The sequence below is a fragment of the Paenibacillus sp. Marseille-Q4541 genome, assembly GCF_018310695.1.
Lineage (GTDB): Bacteria > Bacillota > Bacilli > Paenibacillales > Paenibacillaceae > Paenibacillus.
On record NZ_JAGXCY010000004.1, the window covers coordinates 195,889 to 208,455 of the forward strand.

13 protein-coding genes are annotated in these 12,567 nt (G+C 45.0%); 2 read left to right on the top strand and 11 right to left on the bottom strand.

Features of this window, described 5'->3' with window-relative positions; all coding sequences use genetic code 11:
• Positions 1–88: 88 nt before the first annotated feature.
• The 5 genes from KFT32_RS07330 to KFT32_RS07350 all read right to left on the bottom strand — a co-directional run bounded on the left by KFT32_RS07330 (position 89) and on the right by KFT32_RS07350 (position 4,918).
• Positions 89–1,306, bottom strand: coding sequence for an ABC transporter permease (locus KFT32_RS07330; protein WP_211746491.1), 1,218 nt, complete (start codon positions 1,304–1,306; stop codon positions 89–91).
• 2 nt (positions 1,307–1,308) lie between these two features.
• Positions 1,309–2,055: an ABC transporter ATP-binding protein gene (locus KFT32_RS07335; RefSeq protein WP_211746492.1), complete on the bottom strand. Its 747-nt coding sequence runs from the start codon at positions 2,053–2,055 to the stop codon at positions 1,309–1,311.
• A 29-nt stretch (positions 2,056–2,084) separates the two neighbouring features.
• Entirely contained in the window at positions 2,085–3,437 is a 1,353-nt protein-coding gene (locus tag KFT32_RS07340) for a DEAD/DEAH box helicase (RefSeq protein ID WP_211746493.1), read from the bottom strand.
• Positions 3,438–3,578: 141 nt separating this feature from the next.
• Positions 3,579–4,355, bottom strand: a complete 777-nt coding sequence (locus KFT32_RS07345) for an SDR family NAD(P)-dependent oxidoreductase (RefSeq protein ID WP_211746494.1) — start codon at positions 4,353–4,355, stop codon at positions 3,579–3,581.
• A 104-nt stretch (positions 4,356–4,459) separates the two neighbouring features.
• Entirely contained in the window at positions 4,460–4,918 is a 459-nt protein-coding gene (locus KFT32_RS07350) for a chemotaxis protein CheX (RefSeq protein ID WP_211746495.1), read from the bottom strand.
• 519 nt (positions 4,919–5,437) lie between these two features.
• Here KFT32_RS07350 and KFT32_RS07355 point away from each other — a divergent pair.
• Together KFT32_RS07355 and KFT32_RS07360 are read left to right on the top strand one after the other, a co-directional pair.
• The gene (locus tag KFT32_RS07355; RefSeq protein WP_211746496.1) at positions 5,438–6,340 is read left to right on the top strand and encodes a LysR family transcriptional regulator; all 903 of its coding nucleotides are present in this window, start codon (positions 5,438–5,440) and stop codon (positions 6,338–6,340) included.
• 17 nt (positions 6,341–6,357) lie between these two features.
• Positions 6,358–7,167, top strand: a complete 810-nt coding sequence (locus tag KFT32_RS07360; protein WP_211746497.1) for a histidinol-phosphatase — start codon at positions 6,358–6,360, stop codon at positions 7,165–7,167.
• A 205-nt stretch (positions 7,168–7,372) separates the two neighbouring features.
• Here KFT32_RS07360 and KFT32_RS07365 read toward each other — a convergent pair whose 3' ends face one another.
• From KFT32_RS07365 to sdhB, 6 genes are all read right to left on the bottom strand, one after another.
• Complete coding sequence (locus KFT32_RS07365; RefSeq protein ID WP_211746498.1) at positions 7,373–8,335, bottom strand: DMT family transporter; 963 nt, start codon at positions 8,333–8,335, stop codon at positions 7,373–7,375.
• A complete protein-coding gene (locus tag KFT32_RS07370; RefSeq protein ID WP_211746499.1) occupies positions 8,313–8,915 on the bottom strand; it encodes a GNAT family N-acetyltransferase in 603 nt (200 codons plus the stop codon). The genes KFT32_RS07365 and KFT32_RS07370 overlap by 23 nt, the downstream gene beginning before the upstream one ends.
• Before the next feature lie 31 nt (positions 8,916–8,946).
• The gene (locus KFT32_RS07375; RefSeq protein WP_211746500.1) at positions 8,947–9,720 is read right to left on the bottom strand and encodes a metallophosphoesterase family protein; all 774 of its coding nucleotides are present in this window, start codon (positions 9,718–9,720) and stop codon (positions 8,947–8,949) included.
• A 56-nt stretch (positions 9,721–9,776) separates the two neighbouring features.
• On the bottom strand, positions 9,777–10,736 hold the full coding sequence (locus tag KFT32_RS07380) for a metallophosphoesterase (protein WP_211746501.1): 960 nt from the start codon (positions 10,734–10,736) through the stop codon (positions 9,777–9,779).
• Positions 10,737–10,763: 27 nt separating this feature from the next.
• Complete coding sequence (locus KFT32_RS07385) at positions 10,764–11,579, bottom strand: AAC(3) family N-acetyltransferase (protein WP_211746502.1); 816 nt, start codon at positions 11,577–11,579, stop codon at positions 10,764–10,766.
• A 184-nt stretch (positions 11,580–11,763) separates the two neighbouring features.
• Positions 11,764–12,537: a succinate dehydrogenase iron-sulfur subunit gene (gene sdhB / locus KFT32_RS07390; protein ID WP_211746503.1), complete on the bottom strand. Its 774-nt coding sequence runs from the start codon at positions 12,535–12,537 to the stop codon at positions 11,764–11,766.
• Positions 12,538–12,567: the final 30 nt, after the last annotated feature.

A 12,567-nucleotide genomic window follows, 5' to 3' on the forward strand; every position in this document is an offset into this window, starting at 1 on the left:
AGCCGGGTAAGCCCGGCCCAGTTTTCTTCCTGCGGATAAATGGCAAGGACTCATTACTTCTTCATGTCAGCCCTCTTGCGCCTTCCATTTATTCCGCATCCTCCTCGTTTGACCACTTTTTGCGTTCCGAATTTCGGAACCAGCGGGCAATGAGTATACCTAATGCGAGTGTAATTAGGGTCTCTACCCATCTGCCCCACCCTCCAAAAAGAAGAGGGATAAACAAAATGATGGCTCCTGCCATTTGCAATTCATACACAAAACCGAGTACCTGATCTCTCCGACTTTTCGGTGTGACCGGATAAATATGAATCCAGAAAGAATCATGGTGGTTACGCCTTAGACCCGATAACTGTACGCCTAGCAAAAAGAGGAAAAATAAATAGACACCGCTTCCCCATAAACTACCTGCCGTCCAATATACAAACAAACCGCCGATCAAAGTAAGCCTTCCTGTGATCCCTAGTAAGTCACTGCGTATGAATGTTTTGGTAATTAGGTATCGAAATGCCGTTTGCTGCCCCCACCGAAGTCTTTCAGCCAGTGGTGCCAGCCACTTACGAGCATGAACTCGCTGTCTAGAAGCAGGCACCTCTACGAACCAACCAAGTGTTTTCATCACACGTGCACTCTGATTCTGCTCCGTCTCAATCAGCTGTTCCCAATGGACAGGCAGTTTAACTGGAATCCGGAGAGATGCCAAATATAATCCAGCAAGCAAGGCGACAAAAATAAGACTTGGCGCGAGCGCATGCCATATAAAAGCATATAGGCTTAGCAAGACAAATACATACCTTATCGTACGATATGTAAGGCGGGCCGTGCGTGATAACATCTGTTGCTCCGTCCAGCCTCCGAAACTAGCCAAATATTTAAGCAGCAGAAGCAAAAGTAAAAATAAATAAAAGGGCTTTGGTTCTCCTTCGCTGCGAACATATAGCGGCCACAAGAGAACGAATAACATCACAAGTCCTACTGCCTTGTATGTGATCCCTCTTACAAAGCTCTTCTGCAAATACAGATTCATCCGATATTCCTGAGGTCTCAGGAATACGATATCCGCTTGCTGTAGATACGTACGGAAACTGCTGAAGATCACGAGCGGAGCAAGCACAATCAGCATCACCAGATGGATTGGAAATCCTTCTGGAATATCCTGTACCAATGAAGTGTACCATGCGGAAAAAGCAATCAGAGAGAACCCTAGCATCACAGCTACCCCGCTCTGCAGGACGTAGCCGAGATAAGGTGTAATCTGATTCCAGAAGGCCGTGCGCCTAGTTTTCCATAGCTGCTGCAGATCCATCTTCAATCCCTGCCTTGTACAAGTTGATAGAATAGGTCTTCCAGCGGAGCCTGGCTCATTCCAAACTGTTCACGCAGCTCAGTGAGAGTTCCTTGAGCAATAATTTTCCCGCTGTGCAAAATAATGAACTTGTCACAATAATTTTCGATCGTCGACAGAATGTGGGAACTAAGCAGAATGGAAGAACCTGATGCACGAATCTCCATCATAAAATCCAGCAGGGAGCGAATACCAAGCGGGTCCAGACCCAGGAACGGTTCATCGATAATATAAAGCGGCGGTCTTGCGACAAAAGCACTCATGATCATCACTTTCTGACGCATCCCTTTGGATAAATGAGAAGACAATGTATCCTTCTTGTCTCTCATCCGAAACAGATCCAATAAATGATCCACCCGTTCCTCAAACTCAGCTTGGGTGACGTTATAAGCACGAGCCGTAAATTCCAAATGCTCCATAACCGTCATTTCCATAAACAGCTCAGGAGACTCGGGAACAAAGGCCATCCCACTTTGATAAGATTCGGGGTCCTCTTCACGACGTTTCCCTTGAATTCGAACTTCTCCTTGCTGCGGAACCATCAGACCCAGTATATGCTTCATCGTCGTACTTTTACCTGCCCCGTTCAGTCCAATCAGACCAACCATCTCACCAGGAGCTACCTGAAAATCAATATTATGCAGCACAGGTTTTTTGGCACTATACCCTCCGCTGAGATCGCTAATTTGCAGGATCGGTGATTGTTCCATGATATCCCCCCGCTTTCTTCTAAATAGACTTATTGGTCTTTCTTCTTATCCTTAAGCCACTTCGGAGCTCCTTTGTTCTTCCGATCACGATCTCTTTCATTTTTGCGTCCCGGAACAGAAGAAGATTGCTCACTTGAACGACTTCCCGTACTACTTGTCCGTGCAGAAGGTTTAGACCGAAATGCGGAAGCCTGGGAAGACTCACTCGATTTAGTATAAGAACGCTGTGGTCTGCTTGACGAAGCAAATGGTTTATCTTTAATTTCCCCACCTTGCATTGCCCGTTCAATCAGCTCAATGCCAAGCTCCCTAGCAAATTTGCGCATAATAAAGGTTTCCTTCTCGCCAACGATCGATACCACTGTACCTGTCTTGCCCATTCGTCCCGTTCTTCCTGCCCGGTGAACGTAATGATCAGAATCGAAAGCCGGATCGAAGTTAATAACGAGCGGTAAATCTTGAATATCAAGACCACGTGCAGCTACATCACTTGCGATCAACAGCTTGATCTGTCCGTCCCGAAAAGCTGCCAGGACACGAGTTCGAGTCATTTTATCAGCATCACCATAGAGGGCTGCGGCAGAGATCCCTAGATAGTTCATCTTCGCTTCCACTTCGGAAATCGTCTCGGCATTATTTGCAAACACGATCGCTTTAGAAGGATCAAAATGACGAACGACACGGCGAAGCATATCGATCTTCTCACGCTCTCCAGCTACAAAATACAAATGCGTCAATCCTGTTGCCGTCATTTGCTCCGGATCAATTCCTATTGTGACCTTGTCTTTCATTTCACGTTCAGCCAGCTTTCTTGTTCCTTCATCCACCGTAGCGGACAAGAAAACAAGCTGACGATCTCTCAGGGCACTACGCAAGATGTGATTCACATCACCTGCACCGCCAAGTTGGAACACTTGATCAGCTTCATCAATGACGATGGTTTTAACCTGATGCATCTTCAATTTGCGCACCTCAATAAGCTCACGAACCCGCCCAGGAGTACCCACGACAATCTCGGGATGCTCCCTCAGCTTCTCGATCTGACGCTTGATCGCAGCACCACCAATGAGTCCAAGTGTTTTAATTCCTTTATATGCACCGTACATTTCTGCTTCCCTTACAATTTGCATAGCAAGTTCCTGCGTTGGTGCCAAAATCAATTTTTGCGTGCCTTTAATTTCCGTATCTACGGTTTCCAAGAGCGGCAGCAAATAAGCTAACGTCTTTCCTGTTCCTGTCTGGGAACGAGCAAGCACATCTTTCCCTTCCCGTATAACGGGAATCGTCTGCTCCTGCACTGGAGAAGGTTCAGTTATCCCTCTCTCACTGAGAAGTTGTATCAAATCCGGGTTCAACCCGAGTGAATCAAAACTTGTTGTCATTAAAAGTCCATCCTTTGTTAAGAAATCAATTACATTTCATTATATGCGAAAATGAGCAATGTACCAAATACGTTCTTATACCAGGTATAAAAAAACAAAAAAATAAAGCCCCTGAGCATGTAATTCCCCAGGAGCTTCCCCTTATTTTCGATTCATCAATCCATAGGTCAACTTGTCCGCAAACCTTGGAAACAACTGATAAAAACGCATACCAAAAGCCGCAGAACGCGGAAGGTTCACTTCTTCTTTGCGCCGAATGATAGCCTGTACAATCTGGTCAGCTACATATTCAGGTTTCATAATAAACCCGCGCAGATTTTTGATATAACCGCCATCAGGATCTGCCTGTTCAAAGAAAGGGGTATCAATAGGACCTGGATTAATTGTTGTTACCTGAACACCGGACTTTCTTAATTCCTGTCTCAGTGCATTACTGAATCCCAGAACAGCATGTTTTGTAGCCGTGTAGGATGCTGATTTCGCAGTACCAATTTTCCCTGCCATCGAAGCAACGTTCACAATTTGTCCGGTTCCTGCTTCCAGCATGTAAGGTAACACGGATTTCGTTACACGTACCGTTCCCATGTAATTCACATTCATCATATCTTCAAAAGCAGAGATCGGCATATCAACGAGCTGTTCAAATTGTCCATACCCTGCATTATTCAGCACGATATCAATCTTTCCGTATTTCTCTATTACTTGCTCTACTCTTGTCTGTACTTCACTTACATCCGTTACATCCAGTTTCAACCACTCATGAGTGCCACCAATAGACTGACTGATGTCTATAAGCTTCTTCTCCGATCTTGCAGTCAATATGGGAATAGCACCTTCCGCACTCAGCTTCTGTGCACATATCGCACCGATCCCGCTTGATGCTCCTGTAATCAGTACAACCTGACCTTGTAACTTCATCTACATTTATCCTCCAGCCTGCAGTTCGCTATATTCCTACTATGATAATGTACTCTTATGTAAAAAACAAAATGGTATAGGCGAGCTGCAAGGGAAAGACGGAATTAAGAGATCATGACCTGAATATCCAGCTCACCAATACCGTCCATCGTGATGGGTATACATAATGCCTGACTAACAAGATCCAAACCTGGATGAGAGGATTTCATAACCTGAGGTGGAGTAATATCAACGGAATAACCCTGATTGTACAAAATGGTGCTTGCATTACCACTGATCATATTACCCAGTTCTGAAATTGCACTTTGACCCATTTCGTCCATCTCGGCAATGATAAATCCACCCATCATCGCTGAGACGATACGTAGTGCCACCTGCTCCTGAATTCCAAAAACAACGTTTCCGTTCAGTTGACCTGTCATTCCGATCATGATCCATATATGATCTTCAACGTGCTCCACATTTTTGATACCCAGTTTACCGGTGGAAGGTGAAATTTGAATCAGTTGTTCAAATACGAGCCGTGCGGACTCCAAAAACGGATTGATCACTTCGGCTTTCAACGATTACGCCCCCTTACTGGGTTAATGGTCACGAACCAAAAGTCCCATTCTAATTAACAATATTATACTTGAAGCCACACTAAAATTCATTACGAATTCAAGCCAAAGGCCTATAATAATTGTTATCGACAGGAAAGAAGTGATTATTTATACATTTATAAGAAGTACAAACGATTCAAATGAAACGAACCCATATAAGTCCAAAGATTCAGTCAATTTATAATCGGTAGTTCCGCACACCTACATTTTCATTATTCAGTCCCTAAATCCAAAGAAAGAATCATGTCCTGTAGGCAAGTAGTGCTTCCTCCCTTCATCCATCACTTCTTTTTCGCCTTTAGGCAAATCCATTTTTCAGGTTTTCTATTAAAAATGAAGACATGGAAACCACGCCCAGCGTTGCCCTACTCCAGTCAATCACCTATAATTTATATTAACAGGGATCACAGGCATCCACGCTAACGATCATTTGGATAACGATTTGCAATCATCGCACCCTTTAATGTCAGGAGGCACGTCATGAACATCAGTCAACTGGAGACACTGATCACGATTTCCAAAACGATGAGCTTCCGAAAAGCCGGAGAACTTCTTAATCTGACACAACCTGCCGTGTCGGCTCAAATCAAAAGCCTCGAAGACGAGTTTCGTACCGTCCTTGTTGACCGTACGCAGCCGGTTACGCTAACAGATCGCGGTAAAGTATTCCTGAGCCACGCGGAACGGATTCTTGATATTGTGAATGAGCTCAAACTCAAACTTACTGACCTAGATCAAAATCCACAAGGTCATATTGTGCTCGGAACTACGACTTCTATCGCGATTCAGATTCTCCCGCGGATTCTGTCCTATTTTCAAGATCAATTTCCTCTGATCAAAACCAGCATACAATCTATGCCCTCCTCTCAAATTTATGAACAAGTAGAAAGTGGCATGATCGATGTCGGAATCGGTTATCTTATTGAACGTAACCCGAATTTAAATACGTCAGTGCTTTATTACGATACGTTTGAACTCGTAGTGTCACCCCATCATCCGCTCGCTAAGAAAAAACATGCAACCATTGATGTACTAGGTACAACCCCTCTGATCATGCTTTCTCCCGATACGGTGGGACGCCGTTTTGTGGATGCCGTTCTAGATAAGCACCAGATTGAGCCTAATGTAGTCATGGAATTGTCCAGTAGTGAGGAAGTAAAAAGAATGGTGGAGCTGGATCTTGGAGCGGCAGTTATATCCAAACAGGCTACTGCAAGTGAACTTCGTTCGGGTTCTCTCGTTATGATCCCACTCAGCGATCTTGAGGTCGCCCATCCCGTTGGTGTCATATACAAATCCAGCCGATATTTGAATTCAGCTATGCAGCAGTTTCTGAGTGACCTGAAAGGAATGCCGGAAACTCAGTTTGTCAGTTCCGAATAGAATAGGAGGCTTTCACCTTGAAATTTGATCTGCACACCCATCACTTCCGCTGTGGTCACGCAAATGGAACCATAAGGGATTACGTAGAAGCTGGAATATCCGAAGGACTTCAAGTGATTGGTATTTCGGACCATACCCCTTACTTTGGAAGTGAAGAAGAACAGCCTTTTCCGAAAATTGCGATGGCAAAAAGCGAGTTAGCAAATTATGTTCAGGAAGTGCTTGCACTCAAGAAAGAGTATGCTGGAAAGATTGATGTCCTGCTCGGGATAGAATCTGACTTTTTCCCCGAATTTGCCGAAATATATCGTGAAACGCTATGCAAGTATCCGTTTGATTATATTATCGGTTCTGTACATAGTACGGGCGGAATTAGCATTTTCAACAAAAATCGTTGGAAAGATCATGATGAAGAAGCCAGCATCAAGGTGAAAAAAGCTTATTATGAATTGATTAGGCAATCAGCCAGAAGCGGAATGTTTCAGATCCTGGGTCATATTGATGCCATGAAAGGCAATTATCCTCCTTTTGCAAAGATTCCCGCAGCACAAGCGATAGACGACACGTTGAAGGTCATTGCAGAAGAGCAGATTGCCATTGAAATTAATACATCCGGTAAAACGAAACTTAGCGGTGGATGGTACCCTGCTGATGATATTCTGGAGCGAGCACATTATTATGGCGTCTACGTTACCTTTGGTTCTGATGCACATAAACCAGAGCGTGTCGGGGAGGATTGGGATGACGTTCGCAGGAAACTGAAGGAAATCGGTTTCAAGAACTGGGTCTATTACAAACAAAAAGAAATGCAAGTCGTTCCGTTATAATTTAATACCATGCTAATTTCTTAGCTGGAAATGTTCGTTATTTTACCTGTATACAAAAAAGTGGACCCGCTGAGCAAGCTCACGGGTCCTAACTGCATATTTTATATTATCAAAAAGGGGGTCATGAGATCAGTTTACCCTGTCTCTGTTAGAGTTTAGTTTCAGCAATATTTCAATTGTGTAACAAAGATATGTTAATGATATATCATGGCGTGTTTCTTTTCGATTTCAAAAGGTTTACACGCTTAACTGACACGGAACGATTCACAATAATAATTCCGCTAACAACGAGAGATAGAGACACTGCGATCCATCCTGACAACTGTTCTCCAAGAATCACAGAAGACAAGATGACTCCGAACACAGGAATTAGAAATAAGTACATAGAGACGCGTCCTACTTCATTATATTTCATAATCGTGTTCCATAGTCCAAAACCAGCGGCAGATAACAATGCTAAATATAATAGATACAACCAGGTAGTACCGTCCATCGGAAACGGAGTAAATCCAGTAACCGGCAAACTGACGATCAGCAGCATAATCCCTCCCAGCATCATCTGCCTTCCGGTTAAGGATAATACCGGCTCGTGTTTAGTTTCCTGTCTAGCGAGCACATTTCCTACCCCGCCAAACATAGCTGAACCGAGTAGTAACAGCTCTCCCCATCCAAAAGATATTTCTGTATTTCCATTCCCAATACCGGCAGCTGCTATTCCGGCAAATCCAAGGAACAAGCCCGAAATTTTCATGAACGTAAGACGCTCTGATGAGTCAAACATCCGAACAGACAACATTTGAAAGAGCGAAGTCGATCCGACAATGATAGATCCTTGAATTCCAGTACTGTAACTTAGCCCTACATAAAGTAGTAAATATTGAAGAAATGTCTGGATAAGAGCAAGACGAGCAAGCCGTCCTTTACGGATTCTTTGACTGGACCCGCTCTTCTTTCTTTGGAACAGATAGTGAAATACAACGAGCAATAGTCCTGCCAGAGTGAAACGATATCCCGCGAACAGCCACTGCTCGCTAATATCCGATGCTCCTATATTAAGAGCCGTATATCCTTTTTTAATGACGGGCATGGCACTGCCCCACAGCAAGGTGGCTACTGCGGAGCTAACAATAATGCCTACCGGATGTCTAAACCAATTTTCCGCTTTCATTATAACCTCTTCTATAATGTCTGTATTGTTCCTTGTCCATCTCATAGACCAGAATATCTTGATTCTGCTTCTGAAAAAAGGAAAAGTGTTGTTGCGTTTTTTTGTGAATAAGTCCGCTTTTTGTTAACAATTTCTGAGAACGATGATTTTGCTCATGGCATCTTGCTTCCACCCGTTCAAAATCAAGTTCTTCAAACCCGAACCTGACAAGTCGCTGTAACGCTTCTGCTGCATATCCTTGTCCCCAATACTTCCGATCAAACATATAACCAATCTGCGCTTGCTTCAGACCTTCTTTCCACTGCTGAAACGAGATGATACCAATGAGACACCCTGTACCCTTTAGACAAATTCCGTAATGAATAGATTCAAGCCTAGCCCCAGAAATTCGAATTTCCTTCATGAGGCGTTTTGCCCGCATTTTCGTAGGCAAATTCACACGATTTAGATATTGTATCACTTCACTATCGTTTAAAAAGTGAAGAATGACCTCGTCATCGTCTGGCTCCAAAGCTCTCATTCTCAAGCGCTCTGAAGACAGCACCGGCAGGCCTTGTCTAAGCGCAAGTTTTGTATGCATGAAAGTTGGTATACTCCTTCTTAGAGAAAAGTTATTTTCCTTGTAATCCGCGATAAACGCCGGTGCGAATTTCATTAATATACAGATCAATGTCTGGTGCGCCGGACTGTAATGCTTTGGTTACTTCGGCTTCGATATCATAAGGAACGCGAACAAACTGTAAGCTAAATGGTTCATTTTGTACGATCACCTTTTCATCAGCATACGCTTGCCCTTCTGAGGTCCCCTCCATAATGCAATAGGAAGCTTCCGGCAGATCAAGCGGGTTGCCGACACTGCCCACGTTGAACAACATTTTACCGCTCAAATGCTGTAAATATGCATTGTGTACATCACCATAACCTACCACATCCGGCTCACGAGGATCGTTATCGACGAAAGCCAAATCCGCAATGGGTCCAAACATGCCGAGTCTTTCTTCCATCTTATCCCACGGCTGTACACGGTGATAAACACTGATTGCCGAAGCATGGACGAGCCGAATGACTCTTCCACTTAGCCGGAAGTGATAACTGAAAGGAAGTGCCGACAAGTACGATAGCCGCTGCTCGCCAAGACACTCGGCATGCCATTCAAAATGCGGTCCAATCTGTCTTTTCGCGACAAGTTCATCCCAATTTCCCCGTACTACCACTTCACAGTTTTCCCGGACACTGTCAACAGCAGCCACAGAATCCGGGCCTTTCCCCACGAGGTCACCCAGACAAAAAATACGAGTAATCCCCTTCTTACGAATATCTTCAAGCACAGCATTCCATGCAGTCATATTTCCGTGAATGTCGGAGACAATTGCGATTCGTTCCATGTTATCATTCCTTTCTGCCCTTTGTGCATGCTTCGCTTCTATAGCTGCTATGAATTCTAAACATGAAAAATGGTAAGCTCCGGTCTGCATAGAAAACGAATCGGCAGCTGGGTCATCCCAACTCCACGATTCACATACACAGGCATGGATGATCCTTCTTCCCCTGTATAGTACAGTCCTTGAATGTATTTCTGAGAACCGCGCGGAGTCGTGAGTGCTCCAAAAAAGGGTGCCCTCACCTGCCCCCCGTGGCTATGTCCCGACAGCTGTAGATCATAATCATATTCCTTCGCGAAATCAGCATAATCCGGCTCGTGCATAAGTAATAAGGCGAATGTCCCTTTGCTTAGCCCTTTTCGGGCCAATTCCGGGTCAGGAACTCCGTTAAGTGCATCATCCAGACCAACAATGGCCATTCGTTCTCCCGCACGCTCCACGGTTACATGCTTATTCACAAGTAGGGTAAAACCTGCCTCCCTGTACATTTGAGCCAGACGCTCATATTCCCTTCCTCGATAATCATGATTACCAAGCACTGCATATTTGCCGAGTGGGGCCTTCATTGCTTTTAGCAAAGGGATACATTCTCTCATTGGCTCTGCCCGTCCTTCTAACATATCTCCTGTAAAACAGATAAGATCTGGGCTTTGTCTCTCTAGGGCCGAAGCAAGGCGCTCCATATCAGACACATCCATATGAAATCCGAGATGCATATCACTGAAATGTGCAATTTTCATTCCTTGAAAAGCCTTTGGCAAACGTGGCAGTCTCAGCTCCACATGCTCTACCTCAAGTCGTCTTGGCTCCCATAGCCATGCATATCCCCCGGTAAAAATCCCGGCGCTTGCCGTAAGTGCAAATTTGCTCGCCTTTTTAAGGAATCGCCTGCGGGACGGATCATGCTCCTTTTCTTTACCTGGAAAAATTGCAGGAACCGTTTCACGCCCGTCGGCACGTCTCACGGGTTTACGATGGTCTTTCTGATTTTGCTGTGAGTTTTTAGGTGTCTCCTTCATGCTTCGGCCCCCTTTCTTAGCTGAACGTCAAGTCGGTTTTCGATTCGTACTCAGCCATGTTGTCCCATAATCAACCAGGGCACGCTGCGGTGCCATAAAACACGGAGCCCACCGAATTTGTGCTTTGGTATAAGAAGAAAGAGCCGAACTCTCATAATCCGCACCCAGTTTTTGAAAATCATCCGAGCAAATATTATAGTCTTGGTATGTAATCCACTGTTTCACGCCATCCGACAATACAGGAGCCCGGTGTTCGATCTCTTCTTTACCTGCAAAGTTCGCCCGATATTCCGCAAGATGAAATGAAGTATTCCGTCCGTGTCCGCAGCCGAGCAAAACGACATGCGCACCCAGTTCATAAAGACGACCGAGCGGTGATTGTTCACCAAGGCCATAATCATAACTGTGGTCTTCTAATATATACGAGGACAGCGGTCCTGATGCGGCAAATGAGACATGAGGGTGTCTGCTGCGGCAAGTATTTTTCCCCTGACGAAAGGCATCAACGATAGCACCCATTCCTGCTGTTTCTGTAACATCTGGATCGTATGCGGGCATCTCATCACGGATCAAATCCCACCATTGGGGGTCTGCCGGAGGATTCATCCATGTAGATGGATCAGTTAAATCCATTGATTGGGTCGGCATCACGAGAGTACCATCCGGTCCAATGACATCCTGAAGTGCTAAAACTACCGCAGGAGGACCGCCTGGAACCCATCCTCCGAAGCTCTTCATCGAAGAATGGACGAGAATTGTCATGCCTGGCTTTACCCCGAGGTTTCGAAGCCCTTCGGATATTTCAGAACGGGTAACCGGCTTTTCTCTGATTGCGTCTGCCATAGAGCTGCACTTCCCTTCTAGTTATTCAAATTATATCATATTCTCGGGCGGAGTAAGGAATCTAGCGTTGCATGGAAGAGGTTCCTCTCACATACATAACTGCAATTTTATTTTCCCAGAAAAAAAGAACCCCGTCCAAAAGATGACGGAGTTCTTGCTATACAAACGTTAATTCCCGTATCTCTTACGCACCGAGCCAACGTTTAAACATATGTTTTGTCGTATCTTTGTTCATTTCCGCGATAGAAGTCGTGAGTGGAATCCCTTTCGGACAAGCGCGGACACAGTTCTGTGAGTTACCGCAGCCTTCAATACCACCATCGTCCATGAGTGCTTCCAGACGTTCTTCCTTGTTCATTTCACCCGTTGGATGGGCATTGAACAAGCGAACTTGTGAAACAGCTGCTGGTCCGATAAAGTCTGTTTTTTCATTCACGTTAGGACAAGCTTCCAAACAAACACCGCAAGTCATACATTTGGATAGCTCGTAAGCCCATTGACGCTTCTTCTCTGCCATCCGAGGACCTGGACCCAGATCGTAGGTACCATCGATCGGAATCCATGCCTTAACGCGTTTGAGCGCTTTAAACATCCGGTCACGATCGATAACGAGGTCGCGCACAACAGGGAATGTCTTCATAGGTTCGAGCCTAATCGGTTGTTCCAGCTGGTCTACGAGCGCAGCGCATGCCTGACGAGGCTTACCATTAATGACCATTGAACAAGCGCCACACACTTCTTCCAAACAGTTGGACTCCCAGCACACTGGGGCAATTTGTTTGCCTTCGATATTCACGGGGTTCCGTTGAATCTCCATCAGGGCACTAATTACGTTCATGCCTGGGCGGTACGGAAGCTCGAATTCTTCGGTATAAGAAGCGGAATCCGGTTTATCTTGGCGGGTAATAATAAACTTCACATTTTTAGATGATTGTTTCGTCACCTTGGTTTCTGCCATGATGTTTCCCTCCTCACTAATTACTGCAGG

Excerpts from the sequence above, each read along its gene's own strand:
- KFT32_RS07340 (WP_211746493.1), bottom strand. The coding sequence starts at position 3,437 with ATGACAACAAGTTTTGATTCACTCGGGTTGAACCCGGATTTGATACAA.
- KFT32_RS07365 (WP_211746498.1), bottom strand. The coding sequence starts at position 8,335 with ATGAAAGCGGAAAATTGGTTTAGACATCCGGTAGGCATTATTGTTAGC.
- KFT32_RS07345 (WP_211746494.1), bottom strand. The coding sequence starts at position 4,355 with ATGAAGTTACAAGGTCAGGTTGTACTGATTACAGGAGCATCAAGCGGG.
- sdhB (WP_211746503.1), bottom strand. The coding sequence starts at position 12,537 with ATGGCAGAAACCAAGGTGACGAAACAATCATCTAAAAATGTGAAGTTT.
- KFT32_RS07375 (WP_211746500.1), bottom strand. The coding sequence starts at position 9,720 with ATGGAACGAATCGCAATTGTCTCCGACATTCACGGAAATATGACTGCA.
- KFT32_RS07370 (WP_211746499.1), bottom strand. The coding sequence starts at position 8,915 with ATGCATACAAAACTTGCGCTTAGACAAGGCCTGCCGGTGCTGTCTTCA.
- KFT32_RS07380 (WP_211746501.1), bottom strand. The coding sequence starts at position 10,736 with ATGAAGGAGACACCTAAAAACTCACAGCAAAATCAGAAAGACCATCGT.
- KFT32_RS07335 (WP_211746492.1), bottom strand. The coding sequence starts at position 2,055 with ATGGAACAATCACCGATCCTGCAAATTAGCGATCTCAGCGGAGGGTAT.
- KFT32_RS07330 (WP_211746491.1), bottom strand. The coding sequence starts at position 1,306 with ATGGATCTGCAGCAGCTATGGAAAACTAGGCGCACGGCCTTCTGGAAT.
- KFT32_RS07355 (WP_211746496.1), top strand. The coding sequence starts at position 5,438 with ATGAACATCAGTCAACTGGAGACACTGATCACGATTTCCAAAACGATG.
- KFT32_RS07385 (WP_211746502.1), bottom strand. The coding sequence starts at position 11,579 with ATGGCAGACGCAATCAGAGAAAAGCCGGTTACCCGTTCTGAAATATCC.